23 protein-coding genes and 2 pseudogenes are annotated in these 26,765 nt (G+C 52.1%); 6 read left to right on the top strand and 19 right to left on the bottom strand.

The annotated features are described in order from the left end of the window. Positions 1-5: 5 nt before the first annotated feature. Entirely contained in the window at positions 6-2,387 is a 2,382-nt protein-coding gene (locus FCN45_RS05235; RefSeq protein WP_246862553.1) for a type VI secretion system Vgr family protein, read from the bottom strand. A gap of 157 nt (positions 2,388-2,544) precedes the next feature. Then, positions 2,545-3,252 (bottom strand): type VI secretion system protein TssL, short form, encoded by a 708-nt coding sequence (gene tssL, locus FCN45_RS05240; RefSeq protein ID WP_137385323.1) that lies wholly within the window; start codon positions 3,250-3,252, stop codon positions 2,545-2,547. Between the two features lie 337 nt (positions 3,253-3,589). Here tssL and FCN45_RS05245 point away from each other — a divergent pair. The 5 genes and pseudogenes from FCN45_RS05245 (at position 3,590) to FCN45_RS05265 (ending at position 7,019) form a co-directional block, all read left to right on the top strand. Beyond that, positions 3,590-4,035, top strand: a pseudogene (locus FCN45_RS05245) (JAB domain-containing protein). Positions 4,036-4,059: 24 nt separating this feature from the next. Then, positions 4,060-4,362, top strand: coding sequence for a type IV toxin-antitoxin system YeeU family antitoxin (locus FCN45_RS05250; RefSeq protein ID WP_137385324.1), 303 nt, complete (start codon positions 4,060-4,062; stop codon positions 4,360-4,362). Positions 4,363-4,383: 21 nt separating this feature from the next. Next, positions 4,384-4,713, top strand: a complete 330-nt coding sequence (locus FCN45_RS05255) for a TA system toxin CbtA family protein (protein ID WP_137385325.1) — start codon at positions 4,384-4,386, stop codon at positions 4,711-4,713. Between the two features lie 114 nt (positions 4,714-4,827). After that, the gene (locus FCN45_RS05260; RefSeq protein ID WP_137385326.1) at positions 4,828-5,661 is read left to right on the top strand and encodes a DUF4942 domain-containing protein; all 834 of its coding nucleotides are present in this window, start codon (positions 4,828-4,830) and stop codon (positions 5,659-5,661) included. A gap of 110 nt (positions 5,662-5,771) precedes the next feature. Beyond that, complete coding sequence (locus FCN45_RS05265) at positions 5,772-7,019, top strand: PD-(D/E)XK nuclease family protein (protein WP_137385327.1); 1,248 nt, start codon at positions 5,772-5,774, stop codon at positions 7,017-7,019. Between the two features lie 241 nt (positions 7,020-7,260). Here the strand turns inward: FCN45_RS05265 and FCN45_RS05270 are convergent. Next, positions 7,261-7,638: pseudogene (locus FCN45_RS05270) on the bottom strand (tyrosine-type recombinase/integrase); the annotation flags it as partial. A gap of 173 nt (positions 7,639-7,811) precedes the next feature. On the opposite strand from FCN45_RS05270, the gene FCN45_RS05275 reads away from it, so the two are divergent. Then, positions 7,812-8,531: a Rha family transcriptional regulator gene (locus FCN45_RS05275; RefSeq protein ID WP_137385328.1), complete on the top strand. Its 720-nt coding sequence runs from the start codon at positions 7,812-7,814 to the stop codon at positions 8,529-8,531. Between the two features lie 371 nt (positions 8,532-8,902). On the opposite strand, the gene tssG is transcribed toward FCN45_RS05275, so the two are convergent. The 16 genes from tssG to FCN45_RS05355 are packed head-to-tail and all read right to left on the bottom strand — an operon-like array spanning position 8,903 to position 26,764. After that, positions 8,903-9,919: a type VI secretion system baseplate subunit TssG gene (tssG, locus tag FCN45_RS05280; RefSeq protein ID WP_137385329.1), complete on the bottom strand. Its 1,017-nt coding sequence runs from the start codon at positions 9,917-9,919 to the stop codon at positions 8,903-8,905. After that, on the bottom strand, positions 9,916-11,697 hold the full coding sequence (gene tssF / locus FCN45_RS05285; RefSeq protein ID WP_137385330.1) for a type VI secretion system baseplate subunit TssF: 1,782 nt from the start codon (positions 11,695-11,697) through the stop codon (positions 9,916-9,918). Before tssF ends, tssG begins: the two co-directional genes overlap by 4 nt. Before the next feature lie 7 nt (positions 11,698-11,704). Further along, positions 11,705-12,106 carry a hypothetical protein gene (locus tag FCN45_RS05290; RefSeq protein WP_137385331.1) on the bottom strand — a complete coding sequence of 134 codons (402 nt, stop codon included), beginning with the start codon at positions 12,104-12,106 and terminating at the stop codon, positions 11,705-11,707. Next, on the bottom strand, positions 12,091-13,410 hold the full coding sequence (locus FCN45_RS05295; RefSeq protein WP_137385332.1) for a phosphatase PAP2/dual specificity phosphatase family protein: 1,320 nt from the start codon (positions 13,408-13,410) through the stop codon (positions 12,091-12,093). Before FCN45_RS05295 ends, FCN45_RS05290 begins: the two co-directional genes overlap by 16 nt. 1 nt (position 13,411) lies before the next feature. Beyond that, the gene (locus FCN45_RS05300; protein WP_137385333.1) at positions 13,412-15,166 is read right to left on the bottom strand and encodes a bifunctional alpha/beta hydrolase/class I SAM-dependent methyltransferase; all 1,755 of its coding nucleotides are present in this window, start codon (positions 15,164-15,166) and stop codon (positions 13,412-13,414) included. Beyond that, positions 15,163-15,795, bottom strand: a complete 633-nt coding sequence (locus tag FCN45_RS05305) for a lysophospholipid acyltransferase family protein (RefSeq protein WP_137385334.1) — start codon at positions 15,793-15,795, stop codon at positions 15,163-15,165. Before FCN45_RS05305 ends, FCN45_RS05300 begins: the two co-directional genes overlap by 4 nt. Before the next feature lie 9 nt (positions 15,796-15,804). Then, a complete protein-coding gene (locus FCN45_RS05310; protein WP_137385335.1) occupies positions 15,805-16,734 on the bottom strand; it encodes a phosphatidate cytidylyltransferase in 930 nt (309 codons plus the stop codon). Next, the gene (locus FCN45_RS05315; RefSeq protein ID WP_137385336.1) at positions 16,727-17,329 is read right to left on the bottom strand and encodes a CDP-alcohol phosphatidyltransferase family protein; all 603 of its coding nucleotides are present in this window, start codon (positions 17,327-17,329) and stop codon (positions 16,727-16,729) included. The genes FCN45_RS05310 and FCN45_RS05315 overlap by 8 nt, the downstream gene beginning before the upstream one ends. Before the next feature lie 29 nt (positions 17,330-17,358). Continuing rightward, positions 17,359-17,880, bottom strand: a complete 522-nt coding sequence (tssJ, locus tag FCN45_RS05320; RefSeq protein ID WP_137385337.1) for a type VI secretion system lipoprotein TssJ — start codon at positions 17,878-17,880, stop codon at positions 17,359-17,361. Next, complete coding sequence (locus tag FCN45_RS05325) at positions 17,877-21,209, bottom strand: ImcF-related family protein (RefSeq protein WP_137385338.1); 3,333 nt, start codon at positions 21,207-21,209, stop codon at positions 17,877-17,879. Before FCN45_RS05325 ends, tssJ begins: the two co-directional genes overlap by 4 nt. Next, positions 21,190-22,326, bottom strand: a complete 1,137-nt coding sequence (locus FCN45_RS05330) for a hypothetical protein (RefSeq protein WP_101763291.1) — start codon at positions 22,324-22,326, stop codon at positions 21,190-21,192. Before FCN45_RS05330 ends, FCN45_RS05325 begins: the two co-directional genes overlap by 20 nt. Next, entirely contained in the window at positions 22,323-22,586 is a 264-nt protein-coding gene (locus FCN45_RS05335; protein ID WP_101763290.1) for a PAAR domain-containing protein, read from the bottom strand. The genes FCN45_RS05330 and FCN45_RS05335 overlap by 4 nt, the downstream gene beginning before the upstream one ends. Next, positions 22,583-24,988 (bottom strand): DUF2235 domain-containing protein, encoded by a 2,406-nt coding sequence (locus FCN45_RS05340; RefSeq protein WP_101763289.1) that lies wholly within the window; start codon positions 24,986-24,988, stop codon positions 22,583-22,585. Before FCN45_RS05340 ends, FCN45_RS05335 begins: the two co-directional genes overlap by 4 nt. Continuing rightward, entirely contained in the window at positions 24,976-25,521 is a 546-nt protein-coding gene (locus tag FCN45_RS05345; protein ID WP_137385339.1) for a DUF3304 domain-containing protein, read from the bottom strand. Before FCN45_RS05345 ends, FCN45_RS05340 begins: the two co-directional genes overlap by 13 nt. Beyond that, entirely contained in the window at positions 25,509-26,021 is a 513-nt protein-coding gene (locus FCN45_RS05350) for a DUF3304 domain-containing protein (protein WP_137385340.1), read from the bottom strand. Before FCN45_RS05350 ends, FCN45_RS05345 begins: the two co-directional genes overlap by 13 nt. After that, a complete protein-coding gene (locus FCN45_RS05355; RefSeq protein WP_137385341.1) occupies positions 26,018-26,764 on the bottom strand; it encodes a DUF4123 domain-containing protein in 747 nt (248 codons plus the stop codon). The genes FCN45_RS05350 and FCN45_RS05355 overlap by 4 nt, the downstream gene beginning before the upstream one ends. Between the last annotated feature and the right edge of the window lies 1 nt (position 26,765).

Consider the following 26,765-nt stretch of genomic DNA (forward strand, 5'->3'; position numbering starts at 1 on the left):
TATCCTTACAGCGCGGTGCCGCCGTTCTGGCCTGCGGCGGATTCCTGCATTGACGGGCAGCGCACCGGTAATGTGATCGCACCCTGTTGCGAAGCCGGTCCCAGCTTCTCCAGAGTGCCGCACTTCACGCTGACGTTGCCGGATCCACCGAGTGTGATGTTGCCGTCTTTCAATTGCACCCACGCGCCGCCTGATTCCAACAGCAGCTCGGTTTTGGCCGATATCACCACTTTTCCTTCCTGACTACTAATCTGCATATCCTTGTGCGACAGCAGACTGAGCGCATCGCTTTGCGCCTGAATATCAACCTTCCCGGCAGCGGCATACAGTTTTATGCCCGCTATTTTGGCGAAAAGGCTGAGCGTGCTGCCTACGGCGATGCGCAGTGCTTTACCGATGCTGAAATCTGCATCCTGTCCGCTGGTGGCAATCAGGTTCTGGCCCGCCGCGAGCTGGATGCTGGCAGGAGTAACCTGCGCAATACCAGCTGGTGCAGAAAGCAGCAGCGCCTGCTGTTGCAGGTTTTTAAGCGTGTCATTAAGCAAATCGGTTTGTTTCTGGATGTCGGCGAGTTCCGCTTTTGCCATTTCAGCGGCGTGGCGCAGGCTCGACGCTTCCTGATATGCCGCCTCCAGCCCCTGAACCGCCGGAGCCATATCCAGCAGTTTGCCCTGTGCCTGAGGCTGCGCATCGGCGGTGATAAACACGCCTTTTGCAGCACGCAGTACGCCGTGGCCGTCGGTTCGCAGCTCGACACCTTCACCGCGCAACTCCTTTGCATCGTCATCCATGACGTTGAAACCGAGATTAAGCTGCGATTTGCCGGAGTGTGGGGTAGAGAGGTGGATGTTCTCTTTCTGGCGTTCGTCCTGCAGTCGCAGTTCGTTGTGTGCCGGAGAACGCAGAATGTTGCGCTTGTAGTTCTCAATCGTGACCAGATCGGGATGAAGTGAGTCGTGCAGGGTAAACGCGATGAACGGTTTATCCGGATGCCCGCCGTCGAACATCACCGAGACTTCCGTACCCGCCAGCAGCGGCAAATGCAGGCCGTAGGTGTCACCGGCATACGGGCGCGCCAGTCGCAGCCATGGGCTTTCATAGCCGGTTTTCCAATCGGCTTGGTCGAAGTGGAACTTCACCCGATAGCGGCCATGTTTGTCGATGTGGCTATAAATGTCGTTGCTGGTCAGACTGGTGACGCGAGCGGGCAACGGAACGGTGATGCGCGGACGCGGTTGTATCGCCGGTCGCCAGTTAAGGTGGTCACGCCACGCCATCCCTTCGGCCCGCAACTTATAGTGCGAACTGCGTGACGCCTCACTGGTGATAGCGGTAATCAGCATGCCTCCGTCAAACGCCTCTGGAACGGTGCCTTTAGGTTCGAGTATCTGACCGGGCGCGATAATGGTGGCGTTGCTTTCCAGGCTGAGGCAGTGCTGATCATTGATTGCGCACTCATGGCGCAGCCGGGAATAAAACTGGCCGCTTTCCGGCTGAACATTCTGCCCGGAATATTTCTCGCCTGAAGCCAGATAGCCTTCCGCATACTGGTAATCATTGCCGTAGGTGCTGTTATCGTCGTCGTGGGTGATATCCGCCTGAGTATCGAGTGGCTCACCGGCAGTGCGATAGTTGTAGTCCCGATGCGAAGCTGAGCGTTCCACCACCTGATGATGCGTCTGCAGACTCCATAGCGATTCAACGCGACCATCAAACATGCCTGCCGGATTGACCACCGGGACGACGATGCCTTGCCGCCAGTCGCGCCCGCTGTCGGTGAAGATCACCACTTCATGCTTGATATCGGGATCCATTTCAAAGCGGAATCCGATACCCACTTCTGACAGCAGGCAACTGATGAACTCAAAATCTGACTGCATAAACTGCGTGATCAGTTCCCGCTTCGGATAGCTTTGCCGGATCCGAAAATCAAACAGCCAGCCTGCCCAGTTGTGATTTTTACGCAGGATCTGCTCCACCACCTCGGTGACGGACAGGTTTTGATAAATGGCGGTGCGGCGGGATTTGTCCAGGAGCGCAAGGCGAGGGCGCAGCGTCAGCGTATAGGTTGCTTCGTCGCGTGAAGAGGAAATGCGGGAAAAGTGGGTGATGACACCATGAACCGAGCGCTGAACTTCGGGCTGCATCGCAATGCGCAGCGCGGTTTCCGGCAGCGTCTGCATGATGAAGGTGACATCCTTCATCAGCATCGATGACGGTTCGATATCCTGGTTTACGCTGGTCAGCATGATGTCATACCGATAGCACTCGCTGAGTGCCTCGCGGGCCGTAAAGGATTCAACGTCCAGCGGAATATCGGAACCTTTCACCTGCAGGTGATAGCGGTTAAGCGTGGTGCCGTTGAGGATAGGGGGAAGTGTGGTCATGACATCATTCCTTTGCATCAGTGAACCTGGCGTTATGGCACGCTACCGCCCTTCGCTGTTTCCCGTAGCAGGGAACCAAAGCGCATCAGGTCATTATCCATGTCACCCGGCGTATGGCTGTTATCCGGGCGTTGTAAGTTCCGTGGGGCTTTCAGCCCTAAAAGTTGTTGTTGAGAAAATGTGAAAGTGAAAACGACAGGCCGAACCACAGTGCCGCGATTACTACGACAATTAGCGCAATATGAAATCGTCCAGAGCGGAGCAATCCATCCCTAGTGCGAGGGCGAAGTTCAACCACCAGCGGTGCAGATTGCGGCGTATCTGCCGAAGGCACCAGTGCGTCTAACGACTCCATCAACTCGCGGCGTTCATGCTGGAAATCAGGTGAGTAGCGGCCAAACCCCATGGCGAAGATGCGCTGATATAGCACCAGCAAACGCATATCCGGTGCGGGTTGCCGCAGCAGCATTTTCAGGCGTTCCGGGATAACTTCTCCCGCACGCATTTCACTGAGATAGCGAGACTGAAGTGGGGCAGGTAGCCAGGCATGATTGTCCTGCTGCGATGCACTGTTGAGAACGATTTGATCGAGCAGACCACACTGGGCGTAGAGCACGTGGTGAGTGAATTCATCACTGGCCTGCAGGGCTTCGAGCTTTTCTTTCAGGGTTTCGACGAGTTTGCAGCCGCGACGATAGAAATCGTTATCCCGCTGTAGTGATGAGTTGTGAAGGACATGCATTACGAACAGAAAAGTGTCCTGCAGCAGGCGATCAATTAAATTTACGGGATCTGTGGCGTCAGTATCGCGAACGGTAGGTGGCAATGCTCTTCTCCCTGAAGATGATGTCCCTGCTTCATGCATGGAATTATTCTGCCGATATTAGTTAAATATTAAGCATGATCATCCAGCAAAGTGTTACTAATTGTAATTAAGATATTTCTTATCTTATCATTCAGTTGCTGGATTTTACGGCGTGCTGATATCAAAAATTCTCCATTAACCTTGAATTAATGAATACGAAATGTACTTCTTTAATCTTCAGGCTCTATTAGATGAAAAGAGATGATTTTCTCATTAGGGTCAGTAGCAAGCAGCTGCTTCCAGACACTTAATCTTCTAAAAGTAACTAACCGCTATATGCGCATCATCGACTGAAGTCGGAGTGCGCGATGTAAAATAACGTATACCCAACTCCACAGTGCCTCTGGCATCCCAGCTCACCGTTAAACACGCATCGCACTGATTAAAAATCACCTGCGTGAACCTGGCGTGGCGTTTGCCTCTGCAACCGCTGCACGCGTCTGGCTGCGATGAAACCTGACGGGTATCGAGCGTAAAGTGTTTATGGTTCTGCTACTGGATAACCAGAATAGATTGCTGACTCACGAAACGCTGTTCAGCGGGGCAATCAGCAGCAAAGAAGCGCACCCTCGTGAGGTCGTCAAAGCGGCGTTGCGACATAACGCAGCGGCCGCCATCCTTGCTCACAATCACCCATCCGGACATGTATAGCCCAGTGATGTAGACAGGCGGATTACCTAGCGGTTGAAAAAAGCGCTGGCACTGGTGGATGTTCGCCTGCCGGATCATTTTGTCATTGGCAACATAGAAATTGTGTCGTTTGCCGAGCGTGGCTGGGTGTAATCAGGAGAATATGAATGAAAATGAATGGGGTTGAAACGTAATATTATTCCGCGCTTCGGTGCCCGACTGGTGCAGGAAGGCAACCGGCTGCACTTCCTGTCTGACCGGGCCGGAATAACCGGTGAATTTAGCGAAGCGCAAATCGAGCGTATCAATCAGTCATTCCCGCCAATGGTTGGCATGCTTGAACATCTACTGACCACAGGCGAACTTAATCCGTACCAGCAGCATTGTGTCACGATTTATCACAATAACCTGACCTGCGAAGCCGACACGCTCGGTTCGCAGGGCTACGTCTATGTTTCGATTTACCCGACACCTCACTAGATCCCTTTAAAGGAAATCATTATGCCAACCTCAGCAATTCATCCGAGGCGGGCGGCATCGTGCTGCTTGTCACCTGTAGTGCACTGGCGAACATTACTTGTGTACCTGCTGGAAAAGCATTTCGGAATGGATTTAAACGATACGCCATTTTGCAGTGAGTTAGTCATCCTGCAACACATCGAAGCGGGTGTTACCCTGGCCGACGCCATCAATTTCCTGGTAGAAAAATATGACCTGGTGCGCATCGATACCCTTGGTGATACCTATTCAGAGCCAGAAATCTTCCTGACCGCCGCCGACATACTGAAGGCAAGTCACGCTACCGGATTAACGCAGCGCAATCTCGATTAAATCCTGTATAGCGCATTCCAGATTTACCTTTCTGCTGCTTTCTCCTCTATCTGACGACGCATAATGCCTCTGCCATCACCGGCAGAAGCATTTGCTTATAGGGAATTTTTTGCGATGCAAACAGAACCTGAAGTGATTACCGAACATACTGAGCTGATTAACTCGACCAATATTGAGCGCATCGTCACCGGACGCAACGCTGCTCTGGCGCAGATTGAGCAATTGATTCAGCAGCTCAACGCCATTTCTAAGCTCACTGCCGGAATCGGTGGTGGCAACGCTGCCGACTGGGCGATGAAGCAAGGTCATCGCTATAACTGTTGGCTGATGGAAAAGCCAGATAAAGCGATGCCGGTGATCGCCCGCAATATTGACCGCAGCTTGTGGCGCGACCTGATGCTGAAATCCGGCATGCTATCGCTGATGGATGCACAGGCGCGTACTCAATGGTATCAGAACCTGGAAGATGGGGATCTACCGGTCATTAGTGAAGCCAATATTCTCAGCACCTTCGAGCAGTTGCACCAGAGCAAAGCGGACGTGTTTGAGCGCGGCATTATCAACGTGTTCAAAGGGCTGTCATGGGATTACAAAACTAACAGCCCGTGCTTCTTCGGCAAGAAAATCATCATTAATAACCTGGTGACGCACAACCGTTGGGGCTATAGCCTGACGTGGGGATTTCGTCGTGACCAGTTGGCAGATCTGGAACGGATGCTGTTTTTACTGGATGACAAAGCAATACCCGATAATCGCGGTGACATTTCAATTCGCCTGATGGAGCATATACGCGATAATCCGGTCAAGGATGCTTACGAAGACAATTACTTCTCGATCCGTTACTTTCAAAAGGGCACCGCACATCTGACATTCAAGCGCCCAAATTTAGTGGATAAATTGAACGACATCATTGTTAAACACTATCCAGGAATGTTGGCTGAAAGATAGCGGAAGATTAGAATACGTTTGCCTCAAACACAGGCGATCTTTGTCAGCAATTGTCTACAAAATTGCCTAAATATTTTAAGAGGCCAATTTATCACACAAGGGACTGAATAATGGAAAAGATTGATGAGTGGCGAGATATACGAGAGTTGCTGCGTAACACTGTGTTAATGCAGGAAGGCTATCATCAAGCAAAGAAACGTTATGCCAGTAAGATAGCTCCTGATTTTCGTTTGTTGCGTTTTTTCAATATTAATGAAAATACCCTTTCTCAATGTTTGGCATTCCTTCTCAGACCTGATGAAAGCCATGCCCAGGGTGATCTTTTTCTCAGTAGTTTTTATCAATTAATAGAGAAATCAGAAGCGCTCAAAGCTGATATGAAGGCTCAGATTTCAACTGAATACACCATTTCTAATAGCCGTAGAATTGACATATTGATTGCGGATCAAAACGAGTTAACAGGTATTGAGAACAAACCTTGGGCAGCCGACCAAAAAGATCAACTTTATGATTATGCTCACTGGTTAGCAGCGGAAGCGAAACGACGAGGCGGCGGATGGTCCTTAGTTTACCTCTGTAACAACGAGATAAGTGAGTTTACTTTTCGCTCTCAATCATCTGACGATATAAACAGGCATGTAAAACCCATCACTTTCTTTAAGTTGGAAAATTGGCTTTCGCGTTGTGCATTGCACATTGAGGCACCAGCAGTACGATGCTTTGTAGAAGCTCTAATAAAATTCATTCGCGAAGATATTAATGGAGAAACAGCTATGGAATTGCAAAATGAACTCACAGAAAAACTGGTTGCTTCACCGCAAAATCTCAGCGCAGCATTTTTAATTGCTCAGAATATGCGTCAGGTTAAAGAACGCCTGTGGAAAGATTTCATCGTATATCTGCGTCAGCAACTAACACCATTGGGATTCAAGGTTGATATGAATGATGAGTTGCGGACGGGCAGCAAATACGCAACGTTCTCGGTGTTATTTAAAGAAGGTGATGATTTTAAATTATGCTGGGAGTTTGAAACCAGCGATTACCGCAATCTGGCTTACGGGATCTGCTCAACTGTCGAGCCAGAGGATAAGTTGCATAATGATTATTTTCCTGCAATCGCTCAAGCGATGAGACATGTTTTTCCTGAAATCGATGCAAAAATCGAAAGCAAAGGATGGTGGCCCTGGTGGTGCTATGTTGATGCGGGCATGAATGTCCCACGCAATTGGAATATGGAATCAGATGCCTGGGCATTGCTGCTTGAACGTGGCGAAGGTAGTTTTGCACTATCAATAATCAGTATTGCAAAACGGATCCATGACGAAATGGACTTATCGTTGTTAAGGATATCTTCCTGAAACCTGAGTGAAGAACAGACCGCTCAGCGTTTGTAGTGACCTTTAACCCTTTTATCTCTTCAGTTTCTGACCGAACTGAAGAGTTAGCTACTCTGGCTTGTTGGTTGTGTGCAAGTTAACAATTAAAAATCATCTGACCTGTGCTAAAGACTACTAAGCAGATCCAACGAGCTAAGCCACGCCAGGTGATGTGTTGGTATAATTGTTGGTATGAATTTTTTCGAATACGATTTTGTGTTTTTTAGTCAATAGGTTCAAATGTTAATTTGAATCCCGTAGGTCTCAAATTTCCCATGGGACAGATTTTAGACACGACTACCAGGAAAATCGCCTTAATTTTCCTCACATGCCCCGTAGAATGATTAGGTGCCAGGTGAGCACAAAATTGCATCATTTCGATGCTTTCCCATCCGCCCATTTCCTGTAATGCCGACAACGGAATCCCAGCCTGAATAAGCCAACTTGTCCAGATGGGTCTCAGGTCATGAAATCTTAAATCATCAATTCCCGCTCGTATTAATGCAGCTCTCCAGGCTGAATTGGAATCCATTCACTTTTTACGAAGCTTTGCCATTGTGGTTCCGTCACTTCTCTTCGCTGATTCGTTGTGAACGAATACCGTTAATAAGCCACATAGCTGTAAATCGGCCTGGCAAAATTAATGTGCAAATACTCGCAAATTATTCTGAACAGCGAAAATAAAATAAGTTGCGACCATTTGCGCTCATTTTATTGCAACATCATTAACGCTGTCGCGGCGGCTCTAATTAAAAATAATTCGGAGCAAAAAAGATGAACCAGAGAAAAATCACTGCCTTAAATGGCAGCGGCCAAACTCAATCTGAAGTCAGCCAAGATGAAATCCTTACCCAACATAAGCAAGAGTCGTGTATTGATTCTCGGGTTATTGCTGAACGAGCTGGAATACAGCATGAAAACTTAGTTGCAACAATCAAAGTGAATAAAGAAAGACTTCGTGAGCTTGGTTCATTGCCCTGCCAATCGCTTAAAGAGTTTTCCGATTCGAAACAGGGAAACCTTAAAAGCAGGGAAGAGAGGCCAGAGGTCAGTTATTTGCTTAACGAGTCCCAATTCGATTACACGCTTCGAATTATTCGTGGGAGCAATCCAGAACGCATGAATCTTTTCAAATTGGACGTGACTAAAGCATTTTCTATGCGTCGTGTAGCCGCATCGATTCGCCGAGAATACCTGCCCGGATATCACGAAAGCCGCGACAGCCTCAAAGCGCTCGGAGCACTGCGTCATCATTACATAAATCTGGCACGTGCTGAAAATCGCGTTATTGGCCTGTCCGCAGGCGAGCGAGGTGGCGCGGATGAAAAACAGTTGGGATTGCTGGTAGTGATACAGAAGATTGAGCTTGCAGCTTTTGACGAAGCGGTGCGCAGTGACATAAGTCCGGGTGATGCAGTTCGTGAAGTGGCACGTCGTATGGAAGCCTTCGCCACTCTGATCACATCTTCGCCAGTAATGGATATACGCGAATGACTTTGCGAGTCAACAATTTCTATGTATAAAATCTAGTGGGTTGAGTTATTTAATTTTTTCTAATTAAATATTGAAAGGGATGCACTGATAAAGCATCCCATATTCAAGTTGATTGAAATGAATATTTTACTGATCAGCATTTCAGTAGGTGAAATAACTCACTAAATTACCAATCGTGTGGCGCCATCTTGGAACTATTTTCTAACAGACGGTGTATGCATTGCCGAAGAAACCGACTTTATTCACTGTTTCATGTTTCGTTCGGATTTTTAATCATTATACGAGAACAATGCTCGTATACATCTGTGGCTTCCCCGATATTTCGTTAAGGTTCACTGTATTTAGCGTATCATTCACTCTCGATGTTTATATTATTTAACATTACTTTTTCGCAACTTTCCCACTTTAATTCGCACCGTTTCCGGCATCACACTTAGATTATCCTCCCTCAGCCCCAGGATCATGTTGTATCCATTAAACAACCCGGCATCGCCAAGCCGGGGCATTGGCAGCAATCGGGTGGGAACCGTTAGCCAAAACCGCAAATCATAATCACAGCCCAGATAGGTGCGCAGAAGCGCCATCACGTCCTTCCTGAGCTGCCCGTCAGGCATCCAGCCCTTTGCTTCTTCAGGATCGTCTGTTAAAAGCTCCACCCGTGAGCAGTAATCAGCCACGCGGGTTTCATCGCCCAGGATCGGATTCTGATCAAGCGACATGCCGCCGTTCAGTGAGAGGCGGGCGCGTTTTGCCACCGGCATCGTCACCGGATGGTGTGCGAAAACCTCAACTTTGGTATTCGGTGCCTGGCTGTTGATCACCGCTGCAACACCTTCGACAGTGTGCGTGGTATGCAGCAACGGTTTCAGTATCGCCAGCAGGCGTGACGAAGGTTGGTCACCGCTGTGGGTGATCCCGGTTAAGGCCATCAGGCTTTGCGACACCCTATCGGTACCGCCTGGCTCAAAGGTGGCCGGATAGCTGTACTTGCGCCAGATGCGGTAAAACTGCGTCATCAGTCGGTGATTGAAGATATCCAGAAACGCCGCCATCGCATCAGCGCCGTCCCGCCCCTGGTTGATGTCGTCAATGATGCTGGTGGGCAGCGGCGAATCCACACCGTACAAGCCGAAGAAGTTGGTTCTGACCGTTGGTATCGCATCCGGATTGTGGGTGTCAATTTCCGTGCGTTTTAGCTCCCCGGCGGGAAAGCCCAGATGCGGATTGGGACGAAAACGCACTGGATCACTTTCTGGCGTGCGGCCCGTGCCGAGACGGCTGCCGGTCGTCTGCTCAAGTAACTGGCAGAAGCGGTAAAAGTTGTAACGCGCGGTCTGGTCATTGCCGTCATCGTCCAGCCAGAACGGTTTTTTGTTTTCTTCGCTCACATCAGCACCCTGTCAATGCGTCGCTCCGGCCAGGCCCATTCGGTTCCCGACGCGGTCAGCAGCACCGTCAGTTGGGTAAAACGTACAACGCTGGCGTACTGCGTCAGGAACTGTTCCAGCAGCTCGCAGAACAGGCGGGCATCGCCGGTGCCGCTGAACTGGGTTTCATCGAGCGCCACGCGAATACGCACGCCGTGCCAGTGATACGAGGAGTTATAGTCCTGACGCCAGCTGACGTGACGAATACCGCTGATACGACGGCGATTATTTTCGTCGTCGCTCCAGTTAAATAGCGCCAGCACGGCTCTGAGGCTTGCAGCATCGTTAATCATCTGGCTCAGAGCACGCGGATGCAGCAGCGACATCATATGCCACTGAAATAATTGCGTGGTCGGTGGGTAATAAGGCATAGAAGGGGGATGACGCGTTGTGCACTGCAACGTCAGGTTGCCGGTGACGGCGCTTCCATCAAACACGGCTTTCTCCAGCGCCATGCGCGGATAGTTACCATTGGTGCAGGTGATGTTCATAAACAGCGTGGCATCATCTTCGCCTCGATCCGTCTCGCTTTCATCGCCGCCCAGCATCAGCAGTGTTTCATAAAGACCGCTGACACCACGCCAGACACGCGTATGGAAATATCGCTCCGGCCACGACTCTTTGCGTTGCAACATGCCCCCTTTTTGCCGGAAGTGCCGATACGGCACATAACGCCGCTTATCCAGTGTTTCGCTGGCGGCAACTTCATCAACACTGTAAATCTCAGTGTGCCGATCGCGCAGGCGGTGCGGACGCAGACGATAATCGAGCACCGCAGGCTTCACCTTCAGCGGTTCTGCATTCAGAGTAAACAGGTTAATCACCGGCACGCAGTGAATGCGCAGCGCGTCTGCCGGCAGGGAAATATCATGTGGAAGCGGCTGACTAAGGTGAATATCGAGCATCACTTCCCGGCAGCTTTCGTCGAAAGGCAGCGTGTTGAGCCCCGATAGAGTAAAGAAGGCGTAGCGAGCCGGAAAACTGAAATATTCCAGTAGCGGGCGCACTTCACCACAGAGTGCAGGACTGTCGCTTTCCGGCCAGACCGGACGCCATTCTTGTTGCCAGCGGGCACGGATGTCGCCACTAAATGGCTGCTCGAGGTAATCACTCTGCGGCAGGCGTAAAGTGATGTTGCGCAGATGACAGGTCAGCGCATGGTATAGCAGCGACTGCACTGGGCGATCTCCGTTGATATAAAGCGGAATATCGCTGAGATCGACCTGGCTCGTATCGGCTTGAGGGCTGAGTGTAAAACGCAGGGAGATAATCTGGTGCCCGTCGGTGTGAAACGATGTTGTGACATTGCCTAACGCCAGCGGATGCAATTTCAACGCATCGGTCGTGCGATAAGGGCAGCACAGGCCAGTGATATCCATCGGTCGGGTCAGCAGCGTTGTACCTTCCGGCAGCACCGCATCACGTACCTGAGCGACGCTATCGGGCGTAAGTTCCACCACAGACATTGATGGCAGCGTGCGGTTCACCACGGGCAGCAGATGCCCGAGCAGCGGCTCCGTCAGCTCCGGAATATCGTCATCAATCTTGCGACGCATCTGCGCCATCATCAGCGAGAAGCCCTGAAACAGTTGCTCGACCGAGTCATTCATCTTCAAAGACATGCCGTCGACACCCAGTCGCCGTCCCGCCTCCGGATACTGCTCCGCAAACTCCTGCGCAGCCGCTTTCAGATAACGCATTTCGCTGTCGAAATATTTCAGAAAATCATGGTTGTTCATGGTTCACCTACTCAACCAGCGTGAGTGCCAGATAACTCACTGAGCAGAGTGAAGCCAACCACAGCACCAGCAGTGAGATCATTGCCCGGTAAAACATGACTCTTGTTCCGTGCAGGCGATCAGCCAGAGAACGCGGGCGGGCAAATTTTTTCGGCCACAGCTGCGCCATGCCTCGGTCAAACTCAGCAAGGTCGTCTTCGTTGTTGAGCAATGCGAAGAGCCGTTCATCGAGCCATAAACACCAGCAGTAGTAGTGTGTGATGAAGAACAACACCATTAACGGCAGACTCAGCGCGGAGTAGAAAAGGCTGAGTATCAGCGCCAGCGGCGGCAGTGTCAGCGCGGCAAAGTAGCGCCAGCTTGCCAGATGAATTTGCACAATTCGGTTGGTCATCATGATGTCTGACATAGCTGTTCCTTGCTAAAGGCTTCGAGGATTGCAATGTGTGCAGGGGTGAGAACAATCTGCGGGCGTCGGGACTTAATGAGTTCAACGGCCTGAACGACAGAAGCTGCATGTCCTTGCGCCAGCAGCCACGCCGCAATCACTGTGGCACTGCGCGATAAACCCAGCGCGCAGCAAACCAACACCTTGTCACTTTCCCGATGCAGTTGCTGGAGCTGTCTTACTGCAGTGCGCAAATGCGCAATGTCGGGCACCAGCAGATCCATGAGTGGATAGGCCTGCCATCGCTGTGCGCTCCGGTTGCCTTTGTGAAATTCTGCGGTCAGATCAAAAACGGCAAAATCTTGCTGCGCTTTGCCCGGGAACCTGCCCAGCGCTACGCCAGCGACAATCTCATTACTTTGCGCGCTATGCCGGGAAAACCAGCGGCGGGAAATCCCTGCAACTGCCAGATAAGGCAGAAGCAGCAAACGTGCTGAGAGAGATAAGTTACCGCAACTGCTTTTCTGAAACACCGTCACGCCCAAGCCGGCATAGCCCGCAGCCACTGCCAGCAGCGCTAAAGCAGGCCACAACAGCAGATATCCACAAGGAATTGCGGATCCAGCCATTAACAACAGCATTCCACCCAAGCCGTATTTGCTTGCGAGACGTTGCGCGTGCAGAGTTGGCCGCTGCCAGCGCCATTCTCCTCTAATCGGAATCAGGTAGCTGATGATGACCGCGACCACAATCCCGCTAATGACATCGATAACATGGTGCTGCCAGGTGGTCAGTACGGAGATAGCTATTAGCAGGAACCAACTGGCCGCAACAATTCTCGCATTGCGATTCAGATGCTGGCGAAAGCGCAGCCAGAGCAGCCAGGTCAGAATAATGTGCAGCGAAGGGGCCTGGTTATAAGGTAAATCAAACTGTTCAAGCTGACGGAACAACCAGCCGAAGGCACCCTGGGTTTCCGGGCGCGTGAAGGTAAACTTCAGCGGGAAAAGTAAAAACGCTGCACACGCCACCAGCGATGCTGCAAGCAGGCGATAGCCGTGACGCGTCAGCTCCTGTCTTGATGTGCAGATGAACAGTGAAATACCGTAAAGCAGGTCGATGCTCCAGTAAGGCACGATGGTCCAGGGAACAAATGGAATCGAACGTTCCCAGGCAAACACCAGGCTTTCCACATCGTCGCGGGTAGCGGTGTAGGTATTCACCTGCCCGTAGCTGAGAAAAAACAGGGGCCCCAGCAACATCAGCCAGCAAAGCCCCTGTTTCCAGGGGCTAAAAGGGCGTTGTGTCAGCAACGATTCAGTCATGCTATTTTCTTACCGCCAGCGACACGGTAAAGATGCCAAACTCATCGATCAGCTGGTGGCACTTCTCAAATCCAGCTTCTTCGACCAGCGTATCCATCTCTTTCTGGCTGCGTACGCGCATCAACCAGGGAATACCGTTCTGGTGGCTGGTTAAGGTCCATGCGATGGTTTTTAACTGCGGATGCCACGGTTGCCCGGTATAAACCAGCACGCCGCCCGGCGGAATGGCTGCTGCCAACCCGGCCAACGAAGTTTTGATTAATTGGTTGCTCGGGAACAGTTCATACAGGCCGGAGACAATCCCCAGCGTCGGCGCAGGCGCGAGTGTGGCGAGCGAGTCATAATCAAAGGCATTGCCTTTTTTGAACTGCGCGAGGTGGCCTAATTGACGCGCTTCAATCATCGCCTGGCCTTTTTCCACATTCAGATCGCTGTAATCTCGCAACAAGATGCTTTCAATTCCCGGCTGTTTCTCTAGTGCATCAAGAACGTAGCGGCCATGTCCGGCGGCTATGTCGACTACGCGAACCGGCAAATTGTGCTCTTGCAGTTTTGCTACGGCCTGCGTAATCACCTGTTGGATATTTTCTTTGCGCATGCGAATGCCGCGCCAGCCAATGCTGTTGAGGTACTGCCTGTCGATGATACGGCCAATAATGCCGGCGCCTTCGGGCGTGTTGCGGTAGACATAATCCAGCGTGCTGCCAGAGTCAAAGCCGGTTTCATATCCCAGGCGCATGCCTTTTGACAGCCGACCAATGGTTTTCATGCCAAAACTTAATGAAGCGTAGGACATGCCTTGTAGTGAGCAGCGCTTAGGTGGTGCCTGCAGCTCACGGTACGCATCAGCGCCCGGACTCCACTGATCTTCATGGCTGTAATCGAAGGTGTAAGGTGCCGCGTGGTAAAGCTGTTCAATAAACGGATTCATTTTATCGAAGGCAAGCTGGCGAACCTTCTCTCCCAGCGTATCGTGATAAAAACCGGGCAGAATATGCTGCTCTTTAATGACGCTACGCAGCCCCTGATAGAATTTTTTCTGCGGTTTGGTGTACACCACAAAATCATCGCCGGATATCAGCAGCTGTGTTGGCACGGTGATGGCGGCAGAGTCAGAAACAATACGCTCCGCCGTTTTATACAGATCCAGCAGAATATTCACGGCAATCTGACGGGTGATGAATTTATCCTGCTCAAAACTGCGAATGCGCTCGGGGTCGTGGCTGAGAAATTTCCCTTTGACGTAAGAGTTCACGTAAAACAGACCGCGAATACGTTGCAGCATAGCCAATCCCGTGCGTGCGAAAGGCACATACAGCTTCACCTTAAACGCTGGAGAGGCCAGCACCATACCGCGAATTTTAGGCGCGTAATCATGCACCCAGGTAGCGACCAGCACCGCACCGACGCTTTGCGCAATCACCACTATATCTTCAATGCTCACCCTGGCTTGTTCAGCGACAAAGCGAACAAATTCATCGACGTCCTGCACTGAGCGAGCCAGGCTTGGGCTATAACCTCGCTCTCCCGGCGAATGTCCGTGTCCACGCGCATCCCAGGCGTAAAAATGGGCATCCGGCATCAGTAACTCATCGACAACATGCTGCAAACGTCCTGAGTGCTCATGCCCGCGATGAAATAGCACAATCACTTTTTTGCTCTGCGCTTCCTGCGCGGGCCAGTGGCGAAAATAGAGAGATTCCCCGTCGCTGGTTGAAAAAGCTCCTTCCTGAAATAAACGTGCTTCCTGGCTCATGATGATTTCCTTATGGCTTGCTGTTGTAATTCGACAAAACGATTTAATAACGCGCTTTTAAATTCAGCCTTGTTGTCCTGATAACGCAGCGGATCATCGATATAAATATCGATAAAGAACGGCACCGGTATTTTCTGACCTTTACCCATTGAGCGATCCAGCCCGTGCATATAGACCGGAATGATGGGCACATCCGGGCACTGCTGGCTGAGATGCCACAGGCCAGATTTAATTTCTGACAGTTTCCCCGGCTCGCCGCGCGTGCCTTCCGGGAAAATAATCACAATTTTCTTTTCCGCCAGTGCATCGACGCAGGCCTGCAATGGATTAGCCTGATGCGCCCCGCGATACACCGGGATGATGCCAATCACCTTGAGCGCAAACCAACCCACCACTTTGTTTTTCAGGAAGTAATCAGCGGCAGCCACCGGCTGTACATTCACCAGCGTCGAGAGGGGGAACAAGGTGAACAGCGTCAGCACATCAAGATGGCTGTTGTGGTTTGCCACAATGATCGCCGGGCCTGTTTTCGGTAGCTTCTTGCGGTTGGCAACGGCGACACCCAGCCAGATCCACACCACCGGATAAGCGATGCAAAGGGTAAAGAGCCAGCGCAGCATGCGGTTCATGTGCGCCTCCTACACGTAGAAGTAGTAATAGAAGTGGAAGAACAGCGGCGCGGTGTAGATGAGTGAATCGAGTCGATCCAAAATGCCACCGTGTCCGGGCAGCAATTTGCCGGAATCCTTCACACCAAAATCGCGCTTGATCGCCGACATCACAACATCGCCGCAAAAGCCGCTTGCACCAATAATCAACCCAGCACCCAGCGAGTGGAGAAAGCTCATCGGTGTCAGCAGTGGACCAAGAATCACGGCCAGCAGCATGGTGGTAAAGATGCCACCCAGCAAACCGGCCAGCGTCTTATTCGGGCTGACGTTGGGCGTCACGCGAATCCTGCCCAGCGATTTTCCCCACAGATACTGGGCAATATCATTCAGCTCAGTTAGCGCAACGAGGAAGAACACCAGCAGCGCACCGGCGCTGGCGTCGGCACCGGGTAAAGTCATCAGGTAGGCCACGTGGCTCAGAGCGAACACGGTGGTCATCATGCCCCAGTGCATTACCGACGCAGAGTGCAGAAAACCTTTGGTATCACCGGCAATCACCATGCGAGCGGGCAGGAACAGGAAGACGTAAACCGGGATAAAAATGATGAACATGCCGTACCAGGCCATGCCGGTCCAGAGATATTGCACCGGGATAGCGGCATACATCCACAGCAGCGGCATACTGTCAGAACGCCGCGTGGGTGCTAACGTCAGATACTCTTTTAACGACAGGAAGCTGATGAAGCCGAAAAAGGTCAGCGCCAGCCACTTCGGCGACAGCATTGCTAACGAGAACAGGCAGATAATCACCCACCAGCTATTAACGCGCTGCTGCAATTCCAGCCAGTTGCGTTGTGGGCGGCACTTTCTCAGCACAAAAATAATCAGCGTCGCCAGCATGAGAACGCCGAAGATACCGCCCAGGCAGTAATAAAGCAGGTGTCTGGAGTCAGCCATTTTTCGCCTCCATCGCATTGCGGCAGCGATTCAGGCTGGTCAAGCACAGGAACAGGGCGGCGATGGCAAACACTGCGTTAGCGTAGCCGATAGACTGCGGCCACAGCGCAATCACCAGGCCGAGAGCGCCAAAGATAAATGCGCGGTCACTTTTGCCTAACGGGCCACGGTAGCTTCGGATGCCGTTCAGCGTCTGGCACATCACACCGCAAAATTCGCTCAGCCAGGCAAGCAGCACCACCAGCACAACCCACCAGGCAGAGATGCCAGTAACAAACGCAAAAGCGAGGTAGAGTGCCGCGTCGGAGATAATGTCACCGACCTCGTTGAGGATTGCCCCGAGGGTGGATTGCTGATGGAATTCGCGGGCTAACATGCCATCAATGGCGTTTAGCGCCATGCGGAAAAACAGGAAAACGGGCAGGGTGATAAAAAAGCGTGGATCGGGGAAACGCATCAACAATGCGCCCAGTGCTACAGAGGTGAGCATGGCAAACAAGGTTACCTGGTTGGCAGTGATACCCTGCGCATGTAACCTGACGACCAGCGGTCTTAATAAATGCTGAAACTTCGGTTTTATATCGTATAGCGTCACTTTGTGGCTCCTGCCGTTAAATTGAATAGTTACTTCAATAATTCCAAATTCAGGGTGTTATCCCTTACTTCAATCGTGCGTGGTGAATCCGCATCAAGCTCCTCACGGCTCAGCACCCGTTTCCATGTACCGCGCTCCCGGTCCGGTTGGCGGAACAAGCCCACGACTGCGACAAACTGCGCCTGCTTCTCCATTGGCATATCGAGGCTGACGCTTTGTCCCGGCATGACGCTAAGCTGCCGCTGCGCCAGCAGGCTCTCTTTCAGCACCCAATCTGGCTGTGTCAGCAGGCTGCTATATTCAGCGTTATCGAGATGTTGACGCGTGCTGAGCTGTAAAATATTCAGGCGTAAAGGCATCGACTGCTGGGCGTCGTCCTGATTGATCGCCGTACGCGCAGTGAAGGTCAGGTGCAGGATATTGACCTGACGATAAAACACGGCATCGGCAATGCTTGCTGTTCCCTGTTTGGTTTTTTGCCATGCTCCACAACTGCTCAGCAACGTTGGCGACAGCAAAATCAGCAACATATGAGCGAAGCGAACTTTCATTGTTCACCTCCCTGATACGCATCTTCATTTTGCGTAGCGGAAATAAATATCCGCGCTGGCATGCGGAAGCCGCGCAATTCGAGTAGCGCTAGCGGGCCACTGCCGAACTCCGTACGTATCTGATAGTTGAGTGCCAGCCCGTCTGGCGTCGGCCAGGTAACACGATAGATGTTGTTCCCCAGATTGGTAATGTGGGCTTTATCCAGCAGGCGGATCAGGCCCCAGCTTCCAGGGTGATCGGCATAAATGCGGGTTCCGGTATGGGTGCTGCGCCAGGTCAGCGTGGTTTGCGGTTGCCAGCGGTTGTCAGGCCAGTTCAGCGTTTGCCAACTCTCTTCCTGGTTAAAATATTGCAGCTTCTGGCGATCCACCGTCAGCTCCGATTCCACCACGTCGCGGGAAGGTTTTGCCATCATCTGAAAGTGCAGCTCTACATCTCCCCGGACAAATGCGGTGTTAGCGATGTGCGTCAGTTTATTCAGCGCGTTGAGAAAAGCAGGATCGAACGTCAGCCCCTGGCTGTTCATGGCATCCGGCACCCAGCGATCCCCTTCAAGCCGTAGCAGGCCAGCGAGGCGACTGTTAACGAACTGCGCGATACGTCCGGTGTCGGTACGCATAAACTGCGCTAAATGCGGTAAGGAGACGTCGCTTTGTCGGTTAGCAAACGGATAGCGGTCGGCAAACGATTGATCCCACGGCGTTACAATATCGTTCTGCCACTGGCTGTTAATGCTTTCAGCAGTGGGGCTGAGCACTTGCTCCCACGCCTGCACCATCGGCTCGACAAATATCGCCTGACCAAACCCGCTCCACTCCTGTCCGAGGCTGGCAGCAATCAGACTGCCGTAATCGCGGGTGTCAGTGAGATCAACGGCTTTGCCCTGAAACACCGTCAATGCTAACGACTGCATCATGGCCTGCGGATCCGGCGCGTTGGTGACCTGCTGCAGCCGCAGACGAACACGGGTAATACGCGTCAGGAAGGTTGGCAGGCTGAGGCTATCTTTAGCCGCTGCGCCGGTATCGGTTAGCGCCAGCAAAGGTCCAAAGGCGTCGTCCATTGGGCCACGTGCACCTTGTGGTCTGGCGATGGCCTGGGTTTGGTCACTGCTGAGCAGATTCTTGGCCGAGCTCACCAGCGAATCGGTAAGATTACCGCCAGTTTGCCCCGTCCGGCCCTGCACATTCATCGTATTGAACAGCGCAATCAGAGGTGACTGGCGTATGTCGGCCAGCAGGGTTAACTGTTCAATCGATTCTGACAGGCTCTCCGCCCGCTGCCATTGCAGGCTATTGAGGAATTTCAGCCAGGCTCCGGCGTAATCGGAGAAATAGCGATCTGTCAGCCGCGCTTGCAACGTTTCCGCAGAGACATCAATATTGCTGGCCGCTTTGTTATCGCTCAGCACCCAGTCAATTTCATCGCGACGCACTTTCGCCGCTTGCTCAATCGCAGGCTCTACTGCCTCTTCCCACGCTTTACGGGTAAAGACGCCGGGCACGGTTTCATCGGTATTGAACAACCTGCTGCTGTCGGTGCCGCTGACCATCTCACTGAGCGTCATATCAGCATAATCACGGGACACCTGCTCGATGAGCTGCTGATAGCGCGAGGTCTCCGCATGGCTGGCACCAATCTGACGCAGCAGCGCTGAGCGCATACTGCTGACCAGTCGCATATCCGGTTGTAACTGCCACTCTGGGTGCGCAGGCAGATTCGTCATCATAAAGGCCAGCATAGCGCCGCCATTGTTGCGCCAGCTTGCGTCCGGAATGCCATCACGCTGTTGCCAGACCTTCATTACCGTGGCGCTGAAAAACGCCGGATCGGATTGTTCGGGATGCGCCAGCATCAGGTACGCCTTCAGCAGGTCATACATGCTTTTAGCATCATCGGCCCGCAGTGGGCTGTCGGGCGGCAGGTTACGCCAACCGCTCATCAGCGTAGTCAGGCGCTTGACGGATGCATCACGCAGCAGCGGCATTGCCGCCTGCTGCCATTGTTGCCACAGCGAATTTAACAGAGCGTCATTCTGGCTGAGGCCAAAACGCATATACCAGGGCGCAGCATATTGCTGACGATGCTGCAGACGCTCGATCTCTCTCTGCAACTCGTGCAAGGCTGAAAGTTGCTGCTGCAGCGGCTGACGGGAATCTGTTGCGGCGGCGGCAAGGTGCTGATCTGCCTGTATAAGACGTATATTGGCAATCCACGAAAACACCAGGCAGGCCATCCATATCACCAGCAGGCAGGAGCAGAGCGTTAGCACCGTTTTACGCCAGGCACCGTTAGTTACCGGCCTGCGCCAGCGTAGCGCCAGTAAATCCCGCCAGGCTTTTCCCGGCTGCCAGGCATTTCGCAATGAAGCATTTCCCGTGGTTTCCGGCTGGCTGAGCACGACTCCCGCCAGCGGCAGCGCTCTTGCGCCTGTGGAGAGCTGTGACAAGGTTCGTGTCAGGCGATCCGCGCCACCGCTGCGCAGCACGTGCGCCAGTTCCAGTAAAAAACTGTGCTGGCGATTACGCTCAATTTGCTGCATGCCGCGCTCAACCAACTGGTGCTCAAGATCATCCAGTGACTGACGGTAATCGTCCGCACTATCACCTTGCGCAATGGTAAATCCGATCCCCTGCGCGGGGGCGCTATGCAGAGAGGGGGCGTGAATCTCCCACAGCCACAGCGGGATATCCTGGCCCAACAGGTTGTAGCGCTTCTGCATCTGGCGAGCCGTGCTATCCAGCACATCCTGGTTCATTTCCGCTTCTGCGTTCACTACCCACACCACCGCATCGGCCAGCTGGCGGCGAATTTTGCGTAACGCCCGCAGCTGCGCGGGTAGCGGATCTTCCTGTGGACTGCCGTGCCAGAGCAGCAAGGTATGATGCCCCTCAAGCCAGTGTTGAGTTGTCAGGCCGGGAATACTCCGTTCAACCAGATGCTCATCCCCGACCACCAGTAGAATGCGTACCCGGCTGCGCCAGCGCCACCGATACTGGTAGCGCATCTGGGTAATGATCTCCTGCACCCACTGATTCTCGGCAGGGCGCTGTTTCTGCGAATCAGTTGCGCCTGTTGCTTCACGCGCGTTGAGTCGTACCAGTCCGCGCCAGGCGAGAATAAACAGTGGACAGAACCACACCAGCGCCAGCCAGACCATCAATGACCAGAAAGCAATCTGGCGCGGCAGAGCCTCCGGCAGATCAACGCTGCTGCCTGCGAAGTAATAGAGCTCTGCGCCAGTCAGCACCAGCAGGGTTACGGCTAGCAAATAGCCACAAACCAGCCAGAACAGCGAGTGCCGGGAATTAGTGCGGGAGGTTTCCACGGGGAATACAAACTCCTGTAATGTATTGAGATTCCATTTCTGCGGCGATCCAGCCGCAGGACTGGCCGTTGAACGCCGAGAGCAGCGCCAGCGACCGTAAAGTAAACGGTGTGATTTGCCCGGCATGGCCGAGCCATGGGGCAAGTACGTGATCCAGCGCGGACCAGCCGCCCTCCAGCAATGCTTCCATGGCGGGGGCATCTGCTGCGATCACCGTATCCGGCATATCACTTAATCCGGCATAACGGGAAAGCTGTGAAACGGCCAGAGTGGCCGTTTCACCCAACGCCGGTTGCCAGCACTCCGAGCGATGCATCAGCGCAGTCCCCTGCGCCGAGCAGAGCCAGGCAAAGGCGGCTTCCCCGGCAACCGGGGTGCAATCAGCCAATCCTTCGCCGCTTCCGGCACACAGCAGCAAAACCGGAGCAGTAGTGGCGAAGAGATCGATAACGCTATCTGCGCCATCAATTGCACTGAGTCGAAGGGTTTCCTCTGGCAACGTCATGCCCGCTGCCAGTAGCGTTTCGCGAAAGGCGAGCAGACTTGGGTCATCACCCAGCCAACAGAGATGCGTTATTGAGCGTGTATCACCTAACTGACGCACATGCGCCATCAGGCGATTGGCGAGATAAACCGCCAGCATGACAGGACGACTGCGGGCGCTGTTAAGCACCAGTGGGCAAAGCAACTGAGCGTAACCTTCTGCGTTGATGCCCGGTTGTGGAGCGTCAACTGGTTGCGACAACAGCGCCAGATGTTCCGACGCGTCGTCTCCAGCTGGCGTCACCAATAAAACGGCTTCAATCGGCAAAGCCTGGCTGCGCTTTCGCCACCAGGCATCCAGTGCCAGCGAGGTTTCTGCATAGTGCGTGCGGCTGTTATCGCTAGATTGCAGCCATACCAGCCAGCGCAGCGTCACCGCCAGCAACCAGCACAGCAGCGGCAAGACCAGCGCGCAGAACCAGAAAAGCGGCGAACGGGTCGGCTTTCCCTCCGGCCACAGCAGAATGGTGGTCATCGCAGATATAAACAGCAGCACGGGCAACGCCACCCACCAGCGCCGCCAGCGGGGCGGGTAAATGGTGGCGTAATCGGCATAAACCGGCGGTTGATTCATCCGCAGACATCCATATCGGGCAGGGAGCTGACCAGCGTGCAACCACAGGCGCATTTATGCCCATCGAGCGCCACCGCTTTACCGTTTACGGTGCTGTTGGTTGCTCCCTGAATAATGGCGGTCATGCCGTGCTCGTTGCATTTCGCTTTGTCATTGACGCAGGCCACCGGCTTGCCAAACGCGTTAAAACTGCCGCTGAGCACTTCACCACCATAAGGTTTGAGCTTATCGCCAACGCGCACCAGTTTTTTAAGTGTCATACCACTCGCGCTCCCGAGGATTTCAGCATATCGACGGCAGAGGTCATCATGGCCTGGTGCTGTGATGTGAGCATTTGCTGGCTTGCATGGGCGACTAATGTGCCCGGCTCGCGAGTGGGATTCAGTAACTGTGCTGTACCGTCCTGAAGTGGAATAGCTTTGCCAGTTGCATTGTCAATAACCGTCCAGAATGGAACGGGCTTATCTACCTTTGTGCCCGGGAAGATATTCTGCATTTCAGCGTTGCTTATGCTGCTGGATGGATAGTAGAGCGCATTATTTTTAACGCGATAGGATGTTCCATCGTGAGTAACAGGAACGCCTATCAACTGTTGGTGAATTGAAAACAAATACTGATCTTTATTGCTTTGGCTGCCGTAATAGATCGAGCGATAGAAAAAATAGCCGCCCCAGGGTTCACGTGTGCCCAGCGCAGAGTGCATAAACCAGGCGCGCGAATCGTGAATCTGATCGTCAAACAGCGCGACCACCAGCGCCATCGTTGGATCGGGTGTTACAGTGCCCTGTTTTGAGGAGAAAAGACGCGGATAAAGCCTTTCACCATCCTGCTTTATATTCCGCTGCTGCGTAATCTCATCATCAGTGTTAATCAGCCATACAATGCCTTTGGGGATTTGGTTAAGAACAAATTCACTCCAGCTTTGCGGCCTTATCTTATTCAGGTAGTCATTTTTAAATTCATCTGCGGCTTCCTGAAGTTGTTGTTTATCTATCAGTGGTTCAAAATCAGGCGGGCCCGCCTGATTTAGCATCTTTCCAGCGTCTTTAAGCGCAGGGTTCAATTTTGCCGCTTTGCGTAAGTATTCAATCTTTTGCGCCTTTTCCTCTCGCGCCTTTTTAGTCTGTTCCAGCATTTCTTTCGAATGCTGTTTAGCATTGAGATAAAAAGGTTGGCTGGCATAGCTGCCGTTAGCATAGCGACCAATACGCCATGCGGTGATCAGCCCGATTTGATCGGCAACGGCGTCGTCCAGTGATTGCGAAAGAAGATGTGGGATATAACCATCATCAATAGTGCATTGCTGGTCGAGGCTGGTCTGATCTTTTTCAGACAGGATGGTTTGTCGCCATGCATTGAAGCGCTTGACCAGGGATTTATTTATATCGAATTCCTGGAAGGTGGAAGAGGGCATTACCCTTGACGGTTTCATTAAACGTAATTCGTCAGGTATTGAGTTTTCCATCACCGTCAGAGGTGCACCTGCTGCAAATGCAGCAGCATAGAGATCATGCAGAATAATCTGCGACAACAGATTTCCCGGGTAGTTGGGGTCATCACTCTGTCCGCCCACCAGCCCTTTTCCCTGGTCGCCCGGCGGATAGCCGCCGCCGATATCCGAATGCATACCGGGGTAGATGACCTCCTGAGTGGCTGGCGGATAGCCACCGCCTGGGCGGCATACCGAGTCGAGCGGAAAGCACAGGCGCTGCTCATGGGCCGCAACAAAATGGCGACAGCATTTAATTAAATGAGGAAAGCGTTTTTCATTAGGCAGCAACTGCGTATTGTTGGCCCATCCCATATGCCCATCGACCAGAGGTGCAATATGGGCAATCCCCACGGATGGCACAGTATCCAGCAGACCTAAGAACTCAATGCTCAAAGGGATGCCGAGTATTGATTGTTCCGGTTTATTTGCACCTTTTGGGATTTCAAATAGACCTGTTAGCCAGTTCACGAAAGTACGTGCCTCTGCCGCACCACGAGAAAAACCATAGATAAACAGTTTTATCTTAAGCAACTGAGGTTTGGCGGTAGCAACCTTCGCCTTCATTTCTGTATTCAAAAATGAATAGAATGCAGCTTTACGGCTTTCAGGGTTATCAAACGGCCAGTCGGCTGCCATTCGTGAGATTTTGCTTCCTGCTTCAGAAGCGAAAATTCGTTTCTGTCCTTTTGTAATAGCGCACATAACTGCATCAGCCAACATTAGTAAAGCCCAGTTTATTCTTGCTTCACCCCCAGTGGCATAGGCAAGACCAGCGCTGCTGTAGTTCATTTCACCAATCTCTGGGAAAACAGTCCCAACACCGGGCATGTAATAGGAGAAATAACCATCATCTTCAGCAGTGGCTGGATAGGTTGCATGAAACAACTTTGCAATATTTGTTGGATGCGTTGGACTGGAATGATTGGTGTCGTTATCTTCGTTATTACCCGTTCCATCAAAAAAGAAACTGACATGGAGGCTTTGCGAGCAAGTAAAACCCGCGCCGTTACGTCGCTCAGTTTGCGCATTAAATTGTTGCAGATGCAGCTCTTCCTCTCGCTTTTGCTGCAAGTAGTTTTCGACGACCGCTTTATGGGTAACCGAAAGACGTCCGTTTTCCGGAAAATACGGTGGAGCCCAGACATTTGCTCTGGTTTTTATTTGGGACATGTTGCTGGCTCCTTCATATCCGTTGGTTCTTTAATCGGGTAAGTATCCGCACCGTAGCTAGCTATACCGGCGTAAACCTTCACCTGCTGGCAGGGTAGAAAATGCACGGTGATGCCTGCACTTTCATCATATTCAGGAATAGGCACATCAGCGCTGTACTGACGATATTTCGCTTTATGCAGAGCGTAAGCATTTTGGTCATATCCGGCCCCCTCTTTTCTCATGGGAATTTTTTCATGAGGATTAGGATCAATTTCCCACTCAATATGAACCACTAATTCTGGCCGCCATTTATCTGGGATCATGACACAACAATATCCTCCACCAGTGCCAGGCACGCGATAACCATCAACGGAGAACCAATTAATACTTTGTCCGGGAACATGGTTAATTGCCCCTAAGTTCCCACCGCTATATTCATTAGCTCCAGATTGATCGCATCCAGCCAGGATAAGTAGGCTGCTGAGCGCCGCGAACTGTGTATGAAGACGGAGCCAACGCAACGCAACGTGTAATAATTTTATTTGGGACATGTTACTGGCTCCTCCATATTCGTTGGTTCTTTAATTGGGTAAGTATCCGCACCATAGCTGGCGATACCGGCGTAAACTTTCACCTTCTGGCAGGGCAGAAAATGCACACTCATTCCTGCACTGTTCTCATATTCAGGAATAGGCACATCAGCGCTGTACTTAATATATTTCGCTTTATGCTGAGCGTATGCCTTTTGGTCATATCCGGCTCCCTCTTTTCTCATGGGGATTTTTTCACGAGGATTGGGATCGATTTCCCACTCAATATGAACCGTTAATCCTGGCCGCCATTTATCGGGGATCATCACACAACAGGTATTGCCAGATAATGTTGCGCGATAGCCATCAACGGTGAACCAATTAACGTGTTGGCTGGCGACATGATTGTATCCTCTGATATTTCCGGCGCTGGACCCACTGGCTCCCGATTGATCACAGCCAGCTAAAATAACCACGCAGCTGAAAAAAAATGTTTTTAACAGCTTGGTTGTATGACTCATTGTCGATGCTCCGTGAATGCTAATAGATCACCCAGATACCCAGCCTGACTTGCCAGCATTGCTATCTGCAGGCATCGTGCATATTTCGCTTCTTTTGAGAAACATGGTTCGCTGGTTTTCAACATCAGCGCCTCGGCATCACTAATACATCCCATCAGTTCAACCTGCGCATCGCTAATTCGGCTCATTTCCGGGGCATCAGCAAGTTGTCGACCCGGGTTCCAGGTACCTATTTTCCACACCACCTCGTCATCACGATCTCGCCAGCCCCAGAACAGCGCAATATCGGTGAAAGCCGCCTGCTGCTCTGGCGTCAGGACGTGCTCAAGTAGCGAGGGAAATACGCGATTGTCGTAATAGCGCAGTAAACCGGTTTGCTCTTCCCAGTGAACCTGTGACAGTGCCTGCAAATGGCTACTCAGCAGGTCGAATGCCAGTGGCGATATCAGCAACGTCAATCGCGGTGTCGTGGAGAAGTGTTCCACCAGCTGTTCCAGCCAGTGCTGGTGGCTGCTGATGCTAAAATGCAATCGCATCACCAGCGGTGAATACTCTGGCGTTGCCGCTTCCGGCGTGTTCGCAAACAGCTCGAACCAGCGTAACGGCGGGTTAATTTGGTTCAGCGCCTGTTGCAGCGGCTGTGCTGTGCCAGCCTGATCAACCAGCACATCGAGATAATCCTGTCCGGCAGCAGTGCAAAGCGCGTTAGCCTGTTTCAACCATCCATTATTCATGTCCGTCATC

The sequence above is a fragment of the Pantoea sp. SO10 genome, assembly GCF_005281435.1.
GTDB classification, from domain to species: Bacteria; Pseudomonadota; Gammaproteobacteria; order Enterobacterales; family Enterobacteriaceae; genus Pantoea; species Pantoea leporis.

Coding starts and splice junctions, on each gene's coding strand:
- FCN45_RS05295 (WP_137385332.1), bottom strand. CDS start 13,410: ATGACTGAATCGTTGCTGACACAACGCCCTTTTAGCCCCTGGAAACAG.
- FCN45_RS05310 (WP_137385335.1), bottom strand. CDS start 16,734: ATGGCTGACTCCAGACACCTGCTTTATTACTGCCTGGGCGGTATCTTC.
- tssF (WP_137385330.1), bottom strand. CDS start 11,697: ATGAACAACCATGATTTTCTGAAATATTTCGACAGCGAAATGCGTTAT.
- FCN45_RS05260 (WP_137385326.1), top strand. CDS start 4,828: ATGCAAACAGAACCTGAAGTGATTACCGAACATACTGAGCTGATTAAC.
- FCN45_RS05350 (WP_137385340.1), bottom strand. CDS start 26,021: ATGAGTCATACAACCAAGCTGTTAAAAACATTTTTTTTCAGCTGCGTG.
- FCN45_RS05265 (WP_137385327.1), top strand. CDS start 5,772: ATGGAAAAGATTGATGAGTGGCGAGATATACGAGAGTTGCTGCGTAAC.
- FCN45_RS05335 (WP_101763290.1), bottom strand. CDS start 22,586: ATGACACTTAAAAAACTGGTGCGCGTTGGCGATAAGCTCAAACCTTAT.
- FCN45_RS05275 (WP_137385328.1), top strand. CDS start 7,812: ATGAACCAGAGAAAAATCACTGCCTTAAATGGCAGCGGCCAAACTCAA.
- FCN45_RS05355 (WP_137385341.1), bottom strand. CDS start 26,764: ATGACGGACATGAATAATGGATGGTTGAAACAGGCTAACGCGCTTTGC.
- FCN45_RS05345 (WP_137385339.1), bottom strand. CDS start 25,521: ATGTCCCAAATAAAATTATTACACGTTGCGTTGCGTTGGCTCCGTCTT.
- FCN45_RS05340 (WP_101763289.1), bottom strand. CDS start 24,988: ATGTCCCAAATAAAAACCAGAGCAAATGTCTGGGCTCCACCGTATTTT.
- tssJ (WP_137385337.1), bottom strand. CDS start 17,880: ATGAAAGTTCGCTTCGCTCATATGTTGCTGATTTTGCTGTCGCCAACG.
- FCN45_RS05305 (WP_137385334.1), bottom strand. CDS start 15,795: ATGAACCGCATGCTGCGCTGGCTCTTTACCCTTTGCATCGCTTATCCG.
- tssL (WP_137385323.1), bottom strand. CDS start 3,252: ATGCATGAAGCAGGGACATCATCTTCAGGGAGAAGAGCATTGCCACCT.
- FCN45_RS05250 (WP_137385324.1), top strand. CDS start 4,060: ATGGGGTTGAAACGTAATATTATTCCGCGCTTCGGTGCCCGACTGGTG.
- FCN45_RS05300 (WP_137385333.1), bottom strand. CDS start 15,166: ATGAGCCAGGAAGCACGTTTATTTCAGGAAGGAGCTTTTTCAACCAGC.
- FCN45_RS05330 (WP_101763291.1), bottom strand. CDS start 22,326: ATGAATCAACCGCCGGTTTATGCCGATTACGCCACCATTTACCCGCCC.
- FCN45_RS05290 (WP_137385331.1), bottom strand. CDS start 12,106: ATGTCAGACATCATGATGACCAACCGAATTGTGCAAATTCATCTGGCA.
- FCN45_RS05235 (WP_246862553.1), bottom strand. CDS start 2,387: ATGACCACACTTCCCCCTATCCTCAACGGCACCACGCTTAACCGCTAT.
- FCN45_RS05255 (WP_137385325.1), top strand. CDS start 4,384: ATGCCAACCTCAGCAATTCATCCGAGGCGGGCGGCATCGTGCTGCTTG.